The 18,383-nt window shown below is 50.1% G+C and carries 11 protein-coding genes and 1 pseudogene; 11 read left to right on the forward strand and 1 reads right to left on the reverse strand.

The window, feature by feature from the left end; translation table 11 throughout:
• The 11 genes and pseudogenes from Q669_RS14185 to Q669_RS14240 form a co-directional block, all read left to right on the forward strand.
• On the forward strand, positions 1 to 1,233 hold a 1,233-nt coding region (locus tag Q669_RS14185), incomplete at its 5' end, for an EH signature domain-containing protein (protein WP_022992784.1).
• Positions 1,234 to 1,246: 13 nt separating this feature from the next.
• Positions 1,247 to 4,279 carry a DEAD/DEAH box helicase gene (locus tag Q669_RS14190; RefSeq protein WP_022992785.1) on the forward strand — a complete coding sequence of 1,011 codons (3,033 nt, stop codon included), beginning with the start codon at positions 1,247 to 1,249 and terminating at the stop codon, positions 4,277 to 4,279.
• A gap of 45 nt (positions 4,280 to 4,324) precedes the next feature.
• Entirely contained in the window at positions 4,325 to 5,044 is a 720-nt protein-coding gene (locus tag Q669_RS19120) for an ASCH domain-containing protein (protein ID WP_022992786.1), read from the forward strand.
• A 110-nt stretch (positions 5,045 to 5,154) separates the two neighbouring features.
• The gene (locus Q669_RS14205) at positions 5,155 to 6,651 is read left to right on the forward strand and encodes a sigma-54 interaction domain-containing protein (protein ID WP_022992787.1); all 1,497 of its coding nucleotides are present in this window, start codon (positions 5,155 to 5,157) and stop codon (positions 6,649 to 6,651) included.
• A 27-nt stretch (positions 6,652 to 6,678) separates the two neighbouring features.
• A complete protein-coding gene (locus tag Q669_RS14210; protein WP_227501115.1) occupies positions 6,679 to 10,083 on the forward strand; it encodes a DEAD/DEAH box helicase family protein in 3,405 nt (1,134 codons plus the stop codon).
• A gap of 2 nt (positions 10,084 to 10,085) precedes the next feature.
• Entirely contained in the window at positions 10,086 to 11,999 is a 1,914-nt protein-coding gene (gene rmuC, locus Q669_RS14215) for a DNA recombination protein RmuC (RefSeq protein ID WP_022992789.1), read from the forward strand.
• Complete coding sequence (locus Q669_RS14220) at positions 12,000 to 13,601, forward strand: type I restriction-modification system subunit M (RefSeq protein WP_022992790.1); 1,602 nt, start codon at positions 12,000 to 12,002, stop codon at positions 13,599 to 13,601. It begins immediately after the preceding gene.
• 89 nt (positions 13,602 to 13,690) lie between these two features.
• A complete protein-coding gene (locus tag Q669_RS14225; protein ID WP_413771513.1) occupies positions 13,691 to 14,764 on the forward strand; it encodes a restriction endonuclease subunit S in 1,074 nt (357 codons plus the stop codon).
• A 128-nt stretch (positions 14,765 to 14,892) separates the two neighbouring features.
• Positions 14,893 to 16,536 (forward strand): AAA family ATPase, encoded by a 1,644-nt coding sequence (locus tag Q669_RS14230; protein WP_022992792.1) that lies wholly within the window; start codon positions 14,893 to 14,895, stop codon positions 16,534 to 16,536.
• A complete protein-coding gene (locus Q669_RS14235; RefSeq protein WP_022992793.1) occupies positions 16,536 to 17,468 on the forward strand; it encodes a hypothetical protein in 933 nt (310 codons plus the stop codon). Before Q669_RS14230 ends, Q669_RS14235 begins: the two co-directional genes overlap by 1 nt.
• 176 nt (positions 17,469 to 17,644) lie before the next feature.
• A pseudogene (locus Q669_RS14240) lies at positions 17,645 to 18,232 on the forward strand (IS5 family transposase); the annotation flags it as partial.
• Between the two features lie 60 nt (positions 18,233 to 18,292).
• Here the strand turns inward: Q669_RS14240 and Q669_RS19390 are convergent.
• Positions 18,293 to 18,383 (reverse strand): ATP-binding protein (locus Q669_RS19390; protein ID WP_227501116.1); only part of this gene is annotated, 91 nt, incomplete at its 5' end.

The following is an 18,383-nucleotide window of genomic DNA, read 5'->3' on the forward strand; positions in this document are numbered from 1 at the left end:
TCACGTTCGCCGGAATACGCAAACCGCGCTCCTTTTGGAGAAGGCAAAAGAATCGGCCACGCAGCTTTGGAAATCCTCATAGATCGAGCGGGCTCAGAAGTCTCAGAAGCTTGGCAGGATTTCGTTCTAGGCGTTGCCGGAGATCCTCGAATCAACAGTTCCGCGACGAATTATCAGGAATGGTGGAAGCCTTTGGGGAGTGCCCGCATAGAGAAAGTGCGAGGATGGCTTTCGAGGGAAGATCTCAAACTCTTTCTACAGGCCTTGGAACAGTATGGAATCGAAAGTGGGAAATCCGATCTACAGCGGATGTTTCCCGCTCGAAAACGTTTTCTTGAAGGGCTCTACAATCAGAAGCTTATTCGCAACACACGGTTGATGCTGGGGCGGTCAGCGGAAGGGATCGTTAAAAGGCTTCTTGGCGATGAGATAAAAACCAATTTTGCGGCTCTAGAGAGTGGGCTAGCGGATAAAGCCATTATCTACGTTGATTGCGGTGATTTTTATCTTGTGGAGGGATCCCATATGTTCAAAATTTGGGTGTATCTTGCACCTCCCGGGAAGATCGTTCCATCGTATGACCATTCATCATTTACCCACGCTGAGCTGACTCGCATAACACCCTCACAGTACACCGCTATGTATGACTTGCCTTATGAGGCCGTCACTCATAAGGGAACATGGCAGTCCAAGGTGATCAATTTTCTTGCGGAGCATGGTGTTGAACTCGATATTGAGTCCCTACTTAGTCCATCCGAATATCGAGGTCACCTCGCAATATATGGTTATCCGGTAGTGAAAAAGCCAAAAGCCAGTATTCCGGAGCCGAAGGAGTTGCCTGGACATCTGGAAGTACGCAACCGTCAGCGAACCCACAATCGACCGCCTCCAAGTTTTCAGGAACTTTTCTCAAAGAAACGACCCGAAAGTGCTACTGATCGCTTTCTGAGGGGTAAACCGTCAATAACTGCGCATCAACGCCGAGAAGCTTATTCTCATACAAGGCATAGAGGCCAAGAGAACAATACAGAATACTTATCTGATCACCACAAAACGGTTTTAGGGTACCTGGCGCACAATCCAAACGCGAAAGCTCGACATGTCGCTGCTCTTTTGGATGTCCCGCTCAAGGAACTCGTAGCGATGTTCGCAGGCCCCCTTAAGCCGTTTGTTTTGAGAAAAGATATTCATACCTGGGTGGTAAAGCCAGAATTCATCAATAAGTTCAAATAAAAAAAGGGATTTTATGGGCCTTTTCGATCTTCTGCGTTCAATGGTTTCAGATGAGAAGGAGAATGTCTCTGCGCAAGCAGGTTTTGAGCTGCGAGCAGACTCCTCTGGCGTATTGTTCTTCATCGAGCCCACAAAGTTTGACGAACTCAAGCATGGTCAAGGGCCAGCTTTTCAGAAGATGCAGCTGATTGCCCTTCGAATGCTTGAAGAGCAGGGTTATGCGGAACCTATGGCGAATGGTTTCCACATCGGCGCTGAGAATATCGCAGGGCTTGATGATGAGCAGGCGGAGGTTCTGAGCTTACCCCCAAGGTTTCCCGGGAGTTTTCACGCTGAAATCAATGGCCGTTCAGGAAATAGCGGATTTCGCGTTAATGTCACCGCGATGATTGATGGTCAAAGTGCGCCGTTTTCAAGGAAAGGGCCTTTTCTGAACCTCACGTCGACAGAGACCTATCGCCTTACTTCCCCAGAACTGTTTGCACTTGAGGCCTGGGAGCATCATCAGCATTTGCCTCCAGATGATAGAGGCGAAGGAGCGAATCTTCGTTTAATGGCTGAGCTTCAGACTGCTCAGCGTAATGGAATGAATCTGGACTTGGGGCATTTCCAAAAATTGGATGTTGTGGTGCCGGAGGGTATAGGCGTTGTCGCAACCAAAATGCCCGATGGCAGTCTCTTCCTTAGCCCAAGTCTTGGTGATGGATCAACCCCTGAAGAACTGGGCAAAAGGTGGGATCAACTCGATTTCGATAAGGACACCGGCGGTGCTCTTCGAATTGGAAAGCGGGTAGTTCTTCTGGAACCAGAAAAGGTTGCGGCGATAAAAGAAGTATTTGGTAACCGAAGGATTCCTGCGGACAAAGTGCAGGAATTTATCGAAACCCCTGGCGCGTTTCTAGACGCATCGCTGGTCAATCTCGAGCTTGGTTTTTCGGTGCGGGTTGAAGGTGTGGGTAAGCTCCAGCATATGGAGTTCGGTGAAGCTGACGCCAAAAAACAAGACTGGTTTGCACTTGATAAGCTGCCCGCGCCTCCTGAGTCACTGCCCAACGTTATTCAGTCAGAGGAAGAGTTGGCTCAGTTCCAAGAGGCAGTCGACGCAGCGTGGGGCCAGGGTGCAGACACCCTATCTTTTAATGGCGAAACCATCGATATTTCAGATCGAAACGTAGTTGGAGCTCAGCTTGAGCAAATCACTGAAAATCTGCGAAACCCTTCAGAGGTGGATGGCCCGCAGATCAATGAGACTCCAATCAAAGAAGAGAAACTCAGTCTTGTTCTGAAGGAAGCCGAAGAGCTACATCAGGAGCTTCGCCAAAAAGCCAGAGAGTCGCAAGGCGAGGCGGAGCCTGATTGGGCTATGTATGCGCGGCAGCCATTCCCTCATCAAAAGGAAGGGGTTTCCTGGATGCTGAGCCTGATCGAACAGGCTCGGAATGAAAATTCCGGTGACCTATATCGTTTACAGGGTGCTTTGCTGGCGGACGATATGGGTCTTGGTAAAACGTATATGAGTCTTGTCACCGTTGGCGAATATTTGCGGCGACAAAAGGAATCGAGTAAGCAGCAGAAACCGATACTGGTCGTTGCTCCTCTTAGTTTGCTTGAAAATTGGGAGGATGAAGTAGGCGTTACCTACAACGGCATACCCTTCAAAGACATTGTCGTTCTGCAGTCTGGGCGGGATTTGGCGAAATACCGGGTAAAAGGCGAAAAGCGAGAAGCGGCGCAGATGGCAGCGATTCTGGATAACGATCAGGTCTTAGACGAAGATGCCATTCGTTACGCATTGCACATAGGCCCCGACGCGGGCACCAAACGACTCGATCAGGAGCGTCGACTGGTACTTGCAACTTACCAGACACTACGCGATTACCAGTTTTCCCTTTGCAGAATCGATTGGGGGTTAGTGATTTTTGATGAAGCTCAGAACATCAAAAATCCCAATACCCTTCAAACAAGAGCAGCAAAAGGGCTGAAAGCAGACTTCAAGTTACTGGCGACAGGTACGCCCGTGGAGAACAGCCTGGGGGATTTCTGGTGTCTGATGGACACCGCCCAGCCTGGTTTGCTCGGGAGCTGGACTACTTTTCGGGATACCTGGATAAAACCGATACTCGAGGCAGATGAAGAGAACCGCGATTCAGTTAGAGTGGCGTTAGGGAAGGATTTGAGGGATGCCGTAGGCCCGTTTATGTTACGCCGGGTAAAAGAAGATCAGCTCTCTGGCTTGCCAGCCAAGACCATTCGGTGCGGAGTGCCGCAGCCTGATCAAGGTAACGTTGTTTACAGCCAGGAACTCACCAGCACCATGGAGGGATTCCAGCGAAGAGCTTACGAAGACGTTTTGAAAGAGTATCGCGCGCAACAAGCAACTGAAGACATGCGGGGTAAAGCGCTTTCTGTGCTGCAGCAACTCAGGGAAATCTCACTCCACCCGCGTCTTCGACACGAAGCAGAATTGGTTACCAATGATGCCCGATCCGCGAAAAAGGTGATGCAGGAGTCAGCCAAGTTGGCGGTCCTTCTTACTTCTTTGGACGCCATTAAAACGCGAGGCGAGAAAGTCATTCTATTCATGGTTACCAAACGTCTGCAGCGTCTTCTCAAACTTTGGCTTGATCAGATATACGGCCTCGACATCGCCGTTATTAACGGGGATACCGCTGCCGTCTCAAAAAAATCAGATGTGCTTAGCCGCAAGCAACTGATTACGCAGTTTGAGGCTAAAGCCGGGTTCAATATTCTGATCATGAGTCCGGTAGCAGCTGGCGTCGGCCTCACCGTTGTGGGAGCAAATCACGTAATCCATCTGGAACGGCATTGGAATCCTGCAAAAGAAGCCCAGGCATCGGACAGGGTTTATCGGATTGGTCAAACAAAGCCGGTCAGCATCCATCTGCCTGCGGTTCTACACCCTGAATACGATGCGTTCGATGTTCATCTGGATAGATTGCTACGCGGAAAACTGATGCTGAAAGATGCAGTGGTGACGCCTGAAGCTGTTAGCGAGAATGAGGTTCTCAAGTCGATGGGACTTTAGATCGAAAGCTTGCGTTGGTCGGAAAACCGATGAAGGGAATCAACTATGCCTAAAGAGAAACACGAACTAAATAAGAATTGGGAAGCGGGCGCGAAATTTATTACTCGTGGCTTAATTATTGACCAGCCGTGGATCGGTAAAATTCTCAAGGGTTATAAAACTTGGGAAATGCGAAGCGGCCGAACAACAATTCGAGGCCCTATCGCCCTGATCGAGAAGGGTAGTGGGACCATTGTTGGTGTTGGTTCAATTCTCGATTCCATCGGCCCATTGTGCTTTGAAGAAATTTTTGAGAACGAGATAAAACATAACGTTGGCCCGGAGATCTATACCCGAGATGACTACAAGTGGAACCACGCCTGGGTATTGGGCGACGTCTTGCCCCTTGTACAGCCAATAAAATACCAGCATAGATCCGGTGCAGTAGTTTGGGTCGAGTTAGATACCGTAGCGATAGAAAATCTACAGGCTGCGTTAGTCGAAATTTTTTCAACGACACAAAACGTCGGTTCTCGTTCCAAATCCGCAAGTGCTGATCAGAAGACGTCGAAGATACCCTTTGCAAGGGATGGCAGTTCATTCTGCATAAATCTCTGCAACAGAAATGGATATTTTACCGTGGGTGAGAAAGGTTCCGAGCAGCGTTTTTCCAATTATTCAGCTGCATTGGAGTACCTAAAACGGATGCCAACCGCAAAATGGCGCAGGCCAAATCCGAAAGGCAACTGGGGAATCGTGAGCGCTATCGGGTGGAAAGACGCTTAAGCTTCCCACAAATCAAAATATTAATAAAGACAAATGTTAGTGTCTGCAACAGACATCAATTCTGCAGGGCGCTAAGATGACCAACTCGTAATTAACTGTTGAGTTCATGGATGGCGAAACACGTGCATAAGACCTTGATAAGCTGGATTGGAGGCAATGACTTAAAGGCTGCGTCTTCTGATCAAAAAGTCCCATCGGGGCCTATCCGTTCGACGCTTAAAAATATCGATGTCGACGCGGTTCAATTGCTCTTTTCCTATCCCCGCTCAGAGGTGGAGCCATACCTTTCTTGGCTGAAGAACGAAGTTGACATCCCCATCCACGCCACAGAGGCTAAACTCAGTTCCCCGGTTAATTTTGGTGAGATCTATCTGGCGGCCGAGCCGCAGCTGAGAAGGTTATCGACCACCGAAACAGAGCTGTCGATTCTGCTGAGTCCTGGTACCCCAGCAATGCAGGCAGTGTGGATTTTGCTCGGCAAAACCAGATACCCAGCTATTTTTTACCAATCGTCGTTGGAGAGGGGGGTAGAGCAGGTAGAGATACCCTTCGAGCTTGCTGCAGAGTTTGTTCCTACAGTTACCGAAATATCAGATGCCAAGTTCCAGGCTCTGGCTGACTCTCGGGTTCCCATCAATGCCGCGTTCGATAATATTGTCACCCAGAACCCGGATATGCTCGTGTTAAAACAGCAGGCGCAAGTCCTCGCTGAACGCAACGTGCCAGTCCTGATCTATGGTGAGACAGGTACAGGTAAAGAGTTGTTTGCCCGGGCCATCCATAATGCCAGCCCGCGTCGTGAAAAGCCCTTCATTGCATTGAACTGCGGGGCCATTCCGGAAGACCTGATTGATTCAACGCTCTTCGGCCATAAGAAGGGGGCCTTTACCGGTGCAGTTGCGGATCGCCCAGGTGTGTTCCAGCAGGCGGATGGCGGCACGTTATTTCTAGATGAGTTTGGCGAACTGTCTCACCAGTCTCAGGTTAGGCTGCTTCGCGTGCTGCAGGAGGGCCGATTGGTCCCGGTGGGCAGTGATAAAGAAATGCCGGTGGATGTGCGCATTATCACCACCACACACCGCAATCTCATGGAAGCTGTCGCAGATGGCCTATTCAGGGAAGATTTATTCTACCGTGTGGCTGTCGGTGTTCTGCACCTACCTCCACTTCGCGCACGAGAAGGTGACCTGTCTTTACTTGCAGATATGGTGCTCAAAGCTCAAGGAGAGCACGACCCTGTCTTCGCCGGTAAAAAACTTTCTGCCGATGCAAAAAAAATTATTCTTCAACATCCCTGGCGAGGGAATGTCCGGGAGCTCCAATCAACGCTCATAAGAGCAGCGCTCTGGAGCCCTGCGGAGCAAATAACCGGTTCTGACTTGCAGCAGGCATTGTTCACAATGCCAGAGCGTCAAGCGGATCTACTCAATCGTGACGTCAGCCAAGGTATTGATCTCAATGATTTAATGGGAGAATTGGCGGCGCATTATATCCAGAATGCCATGGCTCACACCGGGAAGAACAAAACGAAGGCGGCAAAACTTCTGGGCTTGAAAAGCCAGCAGACCTTGAGCAACTGGATCGAAAAATACGGCATCGAACAATAATGGCATGGTCCTCGCAGTAGGACAGGCATGAGCAGAGTATCCTTTATGAAATCGGTCAATTTTGAGTTTCTTCGGCCAAAGTACGAGTTGCTGGCAAACCTCGGTGGGTTGGCAGAAGCCGTGCTGCATGTGGACCCCGGTAGCGCGCTAACGAGGTTGCGAAGCTTTGCCGAGGAGATGACCAAGACAATCTACAAAGAAGAGTCTCTGCCGAGATTGCCTCAGTCCAGCTTCTATGAGTTGGTGAAAAATCCGGTATTCGCTGATTGTGTCGATAAGTCATTGATCCACCAGATCAACTTTCTTCGTGTTCAAGGCAATGATTCTGCACATGGTGCCGAGGGGGATTTGCGTAGCGCAAAGATGGCGCTCTCAACCGCACATCAGCTGGCGGGCTATATGGCGCTCACCTATTGCGGAGAACCAAAGGAGAATCTGCCATCTCTCAAAGAAATCCCAGATCCGACCAACACCATTGTTGAGCTCAAAAAGTCGGTTTCCAGTTACAAGAGAGATATCGAAAAGCAGCAGGAAGAGCTTGAGCGGGTAATGGACGAGCTGGACCGCGAGCGCGCCAAGCAAGCAGAGATGTTCAAGCAGCCGGCCGAACCCGAGCAGAAAGCGCGTAAACAGCGAAGCCAGCAGGCCGCTGACTCCCTCCAATGGAACGAAGCCAAGACTAGAGCTCAGCTGATCGATGCGATGTTGGTGAAAGCCGGTTGGGACGTTGGCAATCCAGCCCAGGTTGGCCAGGAAGTAGAGGTTAATTTCCCCGATAATCCATCAGGGAAGGGTTATGTTGACTACGTTCTGTGGGGTGAAAATGGGCAGCCGTTGGCTTTGGTTGAGGCCAAGAAGTCCGGGACGGTTAACCTCCAGGCTGGCCGCGAGCAGGCTCGCCTGTACGCCAACTCCTTCGAGTACATGGGGTTCCAGCGCCCGGTCATCTTCTACAGCAACGGCTATGAAACCTTTATCTGGGACGACCACCAATACAATGCTTATCGCCCCGTCTATGGGTTCTACAGTAAGGAAAGCCTGGAATACCTGATTTACCAGCGCCATTATCGCGCTGCCGAATTGGAGCGTTTTAATCCGGAGCTCAAGATTGCAGACCGCCCTTACCAGATTGAGGCCATCAAAACAGTAGCGGCGCATTTCCAAAATCAACGTCGCAAGGCGCTGATCATCCAGGCAACCGGTACTGGCAAAACCCGCGTAGCCATTGCGCTCGCGGAGCTTCTGTTGCGAACTGGCTGGGCCAAACGGGTTCTGTTCTTGTGTGATCGAAAGGAGCTGCGTGTTCAGGCCGATGATGCGTTCAAGCAAAACCTGCCGAGTGAACCACGCTGCATCATCGGTGAAACCCGGCAGATTGACGAATCCGCACGCATTTATATCGCCACCTATCCTGGAATGATGAACCGGTTTGCTCAGCTGGATGTGGGCTTTTTCGATCTGATCATCGCCGATGAAAGTCACCGCAGTATCTACAACAAATATCGCGATCTGTTTGATTATTACGATGCCTTGCAGGTTGGTCTCACCGCGACACCGGTCAAGTTCATCAGCCGCAACACATTCGATATTTTCGATTGTGAAACCACGGATCCAACCTTCGAGTTTGGGTTGGATGCGGCGATCAATAACGAGCCACCTTATCTCGTGCCGTTCCGGGTAAAGGATCTGACAACCGAGTTTCTCCGTGAAGGTATTCACTACACCGATTTGACGCCCGAGCAACAGCAACAGTTAGAAGAGGATCTGGGCGAAGAAGAGGCCCGCAATACCCGGATTGCCGGAAAAGACATCGGTCGAAAAATTTTCAGTGAGGAGACCGACCGGGTCATTCTGGAAAACCTGATCAACAACGGTATCAAAGATGAAACCGGCTCACTGGTCGGGAAAACAATCATCTTCGCCCAGCGGCAAGACCACGCAGAACATCTCGAAAGGGTGTTCTGTGATATGTACCCACAGTATGGCACCAAGGTCTGCAAGGTCATCCACAATGACATCCCCCATGTGGATAGCCTGATCAAAGAGTTCAAAAAACCGGACAACGATTTCCGAGTTGCCATCTCCGTTGACATGCTCGATACCGGTATTGATGTGCCGGAAATCGTCAACCTGGTCTTTGCCAAGCCGGTTAAATCCTGGGTGAAGTTCTGGCAGATGATCGGCCGAGGCACGCGTTTGCGTCCAAACCTGTTTGGCCCCGGACAGGACAAATCCGAATTCCTGATCTTTGATCACTACGGCAACTTTGATTTCTTTGAAGAGGAATACAAAGAGCCGGAAGACATCGGCAGCAAGTCGCTCCTGCAGGCGACCTTTGAGGAACGATTGGCTCTCGCGCAGGCCGCCTTGAAGCAAAATCATGCCGCGGGTTACGACGTTGGTGTACGCCTGCTCAAGGAAGACATCAATGATCTGCCGGATGAAAGTATTGCCGTTCGCCGTAACCTGCGAGTGGTTCATCAGCTCCAGCAGACGGATCTGTTGGACAAGCTGGATGCCAGAACGCAGCACCTTCTGGCAGACACCATAGCGCCTCTTATGTCCAGCCGGGTACTCCGGGATAAACATGCCACAGCGCTCGACAAACTCATGGCAGAGATTGAGCGCTGCCTGGTGGAGAAAGCGAGCTGCTTCGAAGATGGCAAAACGGCGCTCATAGCCGAAGTCGAGAGGCTAGCAGTCAATATCCAGGCGGTTCGCCAGAAAGACAAAGTGATCGAAGCAGTGAAGAGCGCCTCTTTCTGGTCTGATCCCAGCATCGAAAAGCTGGAAAATGCACGCCTTGAGTTGCGTGGCATCATGAAGTATCGGAAGTCTCAGGTTTATCCTGGCTCAGGTACGCAAACGACCACTACTCCAGACGGCAAGGTTCAAGGGGAAGAGCGCGAGGTATACATCATCGGCGCAAACGAAGCCATGATCTACCGCCGGCGCCTGAAGGGCATTCTGGACAAAATGCTATCGGCAAATCCGATTCTCCAGAAAATCCACAACGGAGAGACTATCGGTGAGTCAGACCTGAAAACCCTGACATCGACAATTCTCACCACGAACCCTGGGGTCAGTCTGGATGTGCTGAACGAGTTTTATGGCCGAACGGCTGATCAGCTGGATGTCACGGTCAGAGAAATCATTGGTCTTGATCCCCAGGCAGTCGAGGAACACTTCAAACAGTTCCTTCATGCGCACCCGACGCTGACAGCTCAACAGGTAAGGTTCATGAACCTGCTGAAAAACTACATCGCCCAACATGGCTCCATCGTAGTGGAAACCCTTTACGATGCGCCGTTTACCTCAGTCTCCCACGAAGGAATTGACGGTGTTTTCAAACCGGATGATGTGGGCGAGTTGATCACCGTACTGAAACCTTTCCTGAAACCAGATACTCCAACCGCAGAGCTACAGGGATAACGATGCAGAATATTCAATGGACTACCGAACTGATCGTGATGGCCAGCCTGATTGGCGCGGCGTTGGCGGGATTGGGCTTTTTGCTGGCCTCCGTGCTGCAAGGACGTAAGTCCACCCGGCTTGCTACGCAACTGGAGCAACTTCAGGAAGACCTGGAGCAAGCGAACGCGCGTGACGAGGCTGCCCAGACAGCCATCAAAGAGCTCGAAGCCTCTGTGCATGAAAAGGATCTGGCAGAGAGCCGCTTGCAAGCGCTGCTGGCCGGCGCCCAATCCAACGAGCAACGGCTTACCGGTGAGCTCCAGAGCCAAAAAGATGAGCTTGCGGCTGCGAATGCGAAGTTGGAAGAATCGCGCCACCGTCTCCATGAGACAGAGAAACAGCTGGAAAACGTACAGGCAGATAACCGTGCCCATCAGGACCGAGTAGAAGAACTTCGTCAGCGACTCTCACGCTCAGAGCAGGATCTTCAGGCAGAACGGGAGCAGGTCAGTCAACTGAAAGAAAGGCTCGCAGAAGAAGGCAAAAGGTCGCGGGCCTTCGAATCTTCAAGCTCGGATGCCAAAGAGCAACTGAAGGAAACTAAGGCAAATCTGCTGGCGCAACAGGATAACTACGCCCAGCTACAGCAGCGATACCAGACCCTGAGCAACGAGCACACCGAACTGAAAACCACATTGGAGCGCAAGGAAGAGCACTTCAAAGAACAGATGCAGCAACTGGGTGAGGCCAAGCAATCCCTCACTAAAGAGTTCGAGAATGTTGCGAACAAGATCTTCGAGGAGAAGGGAAAGACCTTCACCCAAACCAGTCAGAGCAGCATCGACAGCATGCTCAAGCCCTTCCGGGAACAAATTGAAGGGTTCCAGAAGCGGGTGAATGACGTCCATGAATCTTCCGTGCGCGGCCAGACGGAGATGAACGCAAAGATTCGTGACGTTCTGGAAATCGGCATGAAGATGAGTGCAGAAGCCAACAACCTGACCTCCGCGCTGAAGGGCGACTCTCAGCAGCGAGGTGCATGGGGTGAGGTTCAGTTGCGCCGGACTCTGGAAATGAGCGGTCTGATCGAAGGCGAGCACTACGACGCCCAGGGCGAATTCAAAGATGCGGAAGGCAAAAAGAAACGCCCCGACTACCTGATCCGTTTGCCCGACAACAAGCAAATTATCATCGACAGCAAGGTCTCCCTGGTTGCTTACGATAAAGCGGTGGGCGCGGAAACGCCTGAGGAGTCACGCCTGGCGATGGATGAGCACGTTAAAGCGGTGAAGCGCCATATCGACGATTTGAGCAGCAAGGATTACACCAGTCTCATCGGCATGCGGAGCCCCAGCTTTGTGCTGATGTTCATGCCCATCGAGCCGGCCTACATCGAGGCTCTGAAGTACGACAAAGGGCTCTTTGAATACGGTTACAAACAGAATATCGTGCTGGTCTCTCACACCACCCTGATACCCATTCTGCGCACGGTGTCCAATCTGTGGATGATTGAACGAAGCAACGCCGAGGCCCGGGAAATCTCCGAAAAGGCCGGGGAAATTTTCAATCAGGTCTGTGTGGTTGCTGACCGGCTGAATAAGCTGGGCGGCACACTGAAGACTGTAAGCAACCATTACAACAACACCGTTACGGCTCTGGCAGGCCAGCAGGGGCTATACGGCAAGGTGGATCGTTTTAGCCAGCTCTCAACCAAAGTCAGCAAATCCTTGCCACAGATCGAGCCTGCCCATACAGACTTCGAGTCTGAGCGCCTTGCTCTGATTGTTGAACCGCTCGATGAGCCGGAAGAACAGGAGCAAGAAATGCTGGAAGAGCTCGGCTCTGATCAGCAACTAACCCATCAAACTGATACTCCGTCTGAGGAACCGGAAAACGAGACCTCAGATGCAACATCGAATGAAGAGATCCATTAAATGCTCACAGGTCAACTACGTAACGACATCGACAAGCTCTGGGAAAAGTTCTGGACCGGGGGCATTGCCAACCCGCTGACTGTGATCGAGCAAATTAGCTATCTGATGTTTGCTCGCATGCTGGACATGCAGGAAGAGGTGGCCGAGCGCAAGGCCGCGCGAACCGGCAAACCAATTGACCGGCTGTTCCCGGTTACGCCGGAAGGCCAGCTTCTGCGCTGGAAGAATTTTCACCATATGAGCGGTAAGGAGCTTCACAGGCATCTCAAGCTTCATGTGTACCCGTATTTCGCCAGCCTCGGCCAGCACTCAGAGGAAGAAGGGCTCGGAACGGAAGACAGCGAAGCCCAGGCACTGGGCCACATCGGCGAATACATGCAGGATGCGGACCTGGAGATCAAGAACGAATCTGTGCTTGTCTCGGCAGTGGAAATGGTTAACAACCTGCCGCTCACCCAGAGTGACATAAAAGGGGATATCTACGAATACCTGCTGAGCAAACTGACCACGGCGGGTATAAACGGCCAGTTCCGTACACCGCGCCATATTATCGATACGATGATCGAACTGATCGACCCGCAGCCCACCGATGTTATCTGCGACCCTTCTTGCGGAACGGCAGGATTCCTGGCTCGAACCATGGAGTACCTGAACAAAAAGTATTCCAGTGAAGCCGGCACCTTTACCGACGAAGACGGCAACCTGCACTACACCGGAGACATGCTCGAACCCTACCGGGACCACATCAACAAACAGATGTTCTGGGGCTTTGACTTCGACACCACTATGCTCCGCGTAAGCAGCATGAACATGATGCTGCACGGGGTTAACGGCGCCAACATTCTCTATCAGGACAGCCTCAACAAATCCATCAAAGAGCATTACCCGGAGCAGGAAGAAGATTTCTTCGATGTCATCCTCGCCAATCCCCCGTTCAAGGGCAGTCTGGATGAAACCAACACCAACCCGGATGTGTTGGGAGTAGTCAAAACCAAGAAAACCGAGCTGCTATTTGTGGCGCACATCCTCCGAGGCTTGAAACTCGGTGGCCGCGCCGCTGTAATCGTGCCGGACGGTGTGCTGTTTGGTTCCTCCAAGGCGCACCAACAGCTGCGAAAGGAGTTGATTGAAAACAACCAGCTGGAAGGCATCGTCAGCCTGCCCAGTGGCGTTTTCAAGCCCTATGCAGGCGTGAGCACGGCTATCCTGATGTTTACCAAAGGCGGCACGACAGATCGAGTCTGGTTCTACGATCTGCAAGCCGACGGTTTCAGCCTCGATGACAAGCGGACCGAGCTGAAAGGCGAGGGTAGCAATGACCTGCCGGATGCTATCGCCAGATGGAAGCAGTACCGTCAGTTGGTGGAAGCTAACGCGGACGCCGAGAAAGTTGAAAAAGCATTTGGGGATAAGACCCAAAAGGCGTTTGTGGTGAATGCTTCCGACATCGCCAGCAATAATTACGAACTTTCCATCAACCGGTATAAAGAAGTGGTTTACAGAGAAGAGGAATACGAAGATCCGAAGGTAATCCTGCAGCGTCTTAAAGGGCTGGAGAAGGAGATTTTGGCGGATCTGGGTGAGTTGGAGGGGATGCTGTGAGTTGGCCTCTCGTTAAGTTGGGTGACGTCGCGCCAGCAAAGGCTTGCAAGCACACTTTCACTGATAATGAGAGTGTATGGACCCTAAATTTGGACCAAGTAGAGCCTGGCACAGGAAAAGTCCTACAGAAAGTTGTCGTTCCAAAGGGAGAGATCGGGTCTTCAACGCACGGGTTTGATGATAGGCATGTGCTTTATTCAAAGTTGCGGCCATATTTAAATAAAGTGGTCTTACCTGATGAAATGGGGGTTGCTACCACCGAACTAGTTCCAATGTTGCCAGATGCTGGCCGACTTGATCGCAAATACCTAGCCTATTATTTGCGCTCAAAGAGTTTTGTCAGTTGGGTGAGTGCACAAGTTGCGGGCGCAAAGATGCCACGCGTCTCCATGAAGCTTTTTTGGGATCATGAGATACCACTTCCTCCATTGGTAGAACAAAAACGCATCGCTACCATCCTCGACAAAGCCAACGCTATCCGCCGCAAACGCAAGCAAGCCATCCAGCTCGCCGATGAATTCCTTCGGGCTGTGTTTCTGGATATGTTTGGTGATCCGGTGACCAATCGAAAAGGGTTCCCGTTGGGCACCATTCGAGATCTCGTGGAATCCGCAAATTATGGCTCATCTGCAAAAGCATCCGAAGCCGGTGGTGATTATCCCATTTTGCGAATGGGAAATATTACCTATGAGGGAGCCATAGATATGACTGACCTAAAGTACATCGATCTAAGTGAAAAGGAAAAGCCTAAGTATTTGGTTGTGAAGGGCGACCTTCTTTTTAACAGAACTAACAGCAAAGAGCTGGTTGGAAAAGCGGCTGTATACGATAGAGACGATCCAGTTGCGATTGCGGGCTACTTGATCCGAGTAAGAACCAATGAGAAAGGAAATAGCCATTATATTTCTGGTTATCTGAACTCTGCGCATGGGAAAGCAACCCTGCAGAATATGTGTAAGAGTATTGTTGGAATGGCCAATATCAATGCTCAGGAAATGCAAGACATACCGATTCTTATTCCTCCGGTGAGTCTACAAAAGCGATACAGAGATATTGTTGCTTCTACCAAAGAAAAATTGGTAGCACATCAGGCGGCTTTAAGCTACAACAATGAGTTTTTTGAAGCTCTGTGTCAAAAAGCATTTTCAGGACAACTGAGTTGATTGACGAGTGAGAATTAAGAAGGTAAAAGTCGAAAAAATAAAAAAATTATCGATGGCTAAATAATTTTAATTTAACGTCATAAGGTTTCATTAAAAGGGTCATTGGTGACCACGGGTATAAATAAAAAATGAAAATCAAGCGAATATCTCTAACGAATTTCCGTTCCTTTAAGGACACGCAGTCAATTGAGATCGCGCCAGTAACGCTTTTGTTTGGACCTAACAGCGTGGGTAAAAGCTCTGTACTGATGGCGCTGGCGTATTTGCAGCAAATTTTGAAGAAGGGGCATTGCAATCCTCAAAAACTAGAAGCCTTGGGTGACAAAACTATAGGCGGGTTCCGGGCATTGGTTCACGGGCAGGATCTCAAGAAAAACATCCGAGTTCGTCTCGATTATGTTTCGGGAAAAACACCCTTTTTATACTATGGTGCGAACGTCGATGAAATGGCAAATCATATTCAAGACGTGCACTATGTTTTGATGAACGACTTTGGCGGTAGTATTGACTCTGGATCGATAGAGTTTGAAATCTCTTGGTCAAAGCGTTTTAAACAGGCCTATGTAAAGAATTACCGAGTTTGGGCAAATGATGTGTATGTGGGGTGTATAAATTCATCGGAAGACCAGAAAAATACGCTGATTCGGGAACTCAATACGCAACATCCATTGCTTGTGCCTTATAACAATGACGACTGGTTGGCGGGGCAGTATGGTGAACCTGATGAAAGAGAACCTTTAGATGCTGATGAGTACCATACAGAGTTTGAGCAAATACTGAATCAATTGAATCCTAATCCTGCTTCTACAGCTGCGGTATCCGATAAAGAGTCATCGGGAGCAGATTTCGTCAATCGTATTGCACCTATTGCCTTGGTCTGTCGGAGTGGCGCTGTGCCTTTGCTTAGTGTTCCTGTTGTCACCAACTTGGTGGGTCAGGATTTTGATGAGCTGGATGAGCACTTTAATTTTCTGGTAGTGCGGGAAGTTCTGAGCCAGGCTTTCGTATTGCCCCTGGATAAGCTTCTGGAATATCTGGATAAAAGTGTTCAGATTGGCCCGCTTCGAGTGGTGCCTGATAATGACTATGTTCCAAATCCTCATCCTGAGCAAAAGGAATGGGTAGACGGTTCCGCTGCCTGGGATCTACTGCATAAAGATCCGAATAGTGACGACGCAATTAGAAAGTTGATCAGAAGCACAAGTGAATGGTTAGCGTCCAGCGATAAGCTGGATGCAGGCTATGAAATCATCAATAAATCGATTGCTGAGAGTTTGCACGCAGACGGCAATGAAGGGGAGCTTGGGTTGTTCAGCAAGCGCCATGTTTTCTTTAAAGAATTGCGTAGCAATATCCTGCTTTCAGCAAACCAGTTGGGAACGGGGATATCGCAGGTATTGCCGATAATAGTCGCTGCAAATCATGACGATATTGCACTCATAAGTGTTGAGCAACCAGAGTTGCACATTCATCCGCGCTTTCAGGTAGAGCTAGCCGATGTCTTTCTTAGAGCCAAGCAAAAGCATTCTTTTCTGATTGAAACGCACAGTGAACATATCATTCTCCGTCTCTTGAAGCGTATACGGCAGACCACAGATAAGGAACTGCCATCGAATTATCAGCCTATCGAGGAAGACGATGTCTCAATAGTTTATCTGGAGCCTACCGAAAATGGTGTTGTGACCAAACGCATCCGTTTGGATGAGGATGGTGAATTTGTTGATCGCTGGCCTCAGGGCTTCTTTGTGGAGCGTCGTGAGGAGCTGTTGTAATGATCTACGAGTACGCACTTGAGCCAGCGGTGTTAACTTCGTGGGCGTCAAATAATCGTGATTATGCCGAGTTTCTTAGGGAATATGGCCTGGGCACTGCCCGGATTGTAAGCAGCTTCCCAAAGAAAAAGGCGTCCAAGCTTCGTAGTTACTTACTCCAGCATTGTCCACAGGATGCGCAGTCTTTGACCGGACAACGTTACACGGAGATGGTTCTTAAAGTCGTTGAATCAATCGTTGTGCGGGATGTTCAGGTTCATAATACCGCCGAGTGGGCAGAAGCCGCAGTCATTGAGAACCGCAGAGCGCCCTTTGATGTGATCTTATCTTCAACTGGGATTCAAGAGGGAAACAATGTCACACCAGCGTCGATGTATTCGCAAGGCAGCATCTGGAATCACTCAGGTCAGGTAAATATATCGCGCACCAATGAGGGGCTTCTTGGTGCCGTCCTTAATTTGATTCGTTTGGCTGATGCCAGAATCGTAATTGTTGACCCCTTTGGATGGACAGTTGAAGCAATCAGTTTTATCCAGTTTATGCTTCAGTCCATTACGAATAATCGGGTTTCTGAACGGTTACCTGCGATCATGCTGTTTTATAAAGAAAAACGCGGTAGCGGGAATAGTGGCAATGGAAGCCCATCCGCTGATCACGTTAGGCAGCAGATATTTCAGGCTTTGACTTTCGATGTATCTGATCTACAGCTCGAAGTATTCGAGCTAAGAGAGACCGAAAACAACGATGTTTTTCATAATCGTTGTATTTTGACGGAACATGGTGGAGTGATTACTGGGCATGGCATTAGCGTGTCTGGCGATGACTCTCATACCGATGAAGCGATATTGATGAAGCCGGAGATCTATCAGAAAAAGTGGCGGCAGTTCATTGAACAAATTTGCTTCCAGATAGTTTCAGAGGCCAGAGTATAGTTGGAGTAATCTTATGGCAGTTCAGCATGGAATTTGGACGACCGGAGACAAACCCCAGTCTCTCTCAACTGTGAAGCTGGAAAGCGAGTCGAAATAAAGATTTAAGGAGACTCTGAATAAGTCTCGAAATCAGCGATAATACGGCCATCGCCAACTGCATAGGATTCGTTGCCGCCATGGATCAGATGACCTTCTCCGAAGCCGAGTACCAGAACAAGAAGCGTAAGACCCGCCGCGAGATCTTTCTGGAACGGATGGACAAACTGATTCCGTGGAAGCAATTGGAGAAGAAGGTAGCCCGTTATTACCCCAAGGGCCAGAACGGTCGGCCTCCGTATCCGCTCTCTGCCATGCTGCGAGTTCACTGCATGCAGTTGTTCTATAACCTGAGCGACCCGGCGATGGAGGATGCTCTTTATGAGATCGAGTCCATGCGGCACTTTGCCGGTCTGAAGCTGGACCGCCTGCCGGACGAGACCACCATTCTCAACTTCCGGCATTTTCTGGAGCAGCACGGTCTCGGCAAGGCGCTGTTTAAAGAGGTGAACAAACACCTGGAGAAAAACGGCCTGATGCTGCGTGAAGGCAGCATCGTAGATGCGACCATTATCTCCGCCCCCAGCTCCACCAAGAACAGCACCGGCAAGCGCGATCCGGAAATGCACCAGACCAGGAAAGGCAACGAGTGGCATTTCGGCATGAAGATGCACATTGGTGTTGACGACACGCTGGGCCTGATCCATAGCATCGATACGACTGCGGCTGTCAATGGCCATTTATTTTGACCCACCTTTGGCCAATAAAATTGACCCACCTTTCATAGTCTAGCTTGTTGTCTTCTGCTTTAGCCGATAGCTTTCTCCTCCCAACATAAAGATGTGTGAATGGTGGATAACCCGGTCAATGATCGGCACC

This window comes from Marinobacter sp. C1S70 (assembly GCF_000475355.1).
Classification (GTDB): Bacteria; Pseudomonadota; Gammaproteobacteria; order Pseudomonadales; family Oleiphilaceae; genus Marinobacter; species Marinobacter nauticus.

Bases quoted from the DNA above. Each gene is read 5' to 3' on its own strand.
- Q669_RS14190 (WP_022992785.1), top strand. From the start codon at position 1,247: ATGGGCCTTTTCGATCTTCTGCGTTCAATGGTTTCAGATGAGAAGGAG.
- Q669_RS19120 (WP_022992786.1), top strand. From the start codon at position 4,325: ATGCCTAAAGAGAAACACGAACTAAATAAGAATTGGGAAGCGGGCGCG.
- Q669_RS14205 (WP_022992787.1), top strand. From the start codon at position 5,155: ATGGCGAAACACGTGCATAAGACCTTGATAAGCTGGATTGGAGGCAAT.
- Q669_RS14210 (WP_227501115.1), top strand. From the start codon at position 6,679: ATGAGCAGAGTATCCTTTATGAAATCGGTCAATTTTGAGTTTCTTCGG.
- rmuC (WP_022992789.1), top strand. From the start codon at position 10,086: ATGCAGAATATTCAATGGACTACCGAACTGATCGTGATGGCCAGCCTG.
- Q669_RS14220 (WP_022992790.1), top strand. From the start codon at position 12,000: ATGCTCACAGGTCAACTACGTAACGACATCGACAAGCTCTGGGAAAAG.
- Q669_RS14230 (WP_022992792.1), top strand. From the start codon at position 14,893: ATGAAAATCAAGCGAATATCTCTAACGAATTTCCGTTCCTTTAAGGAC.
- Q669_RS14235 (WP_022992793.1), top strand. From the start codon at position 16,536: ATGATCTACGAGTACGCACTTGAGCCAGCGGTGTTAACTTCGTGGGCG.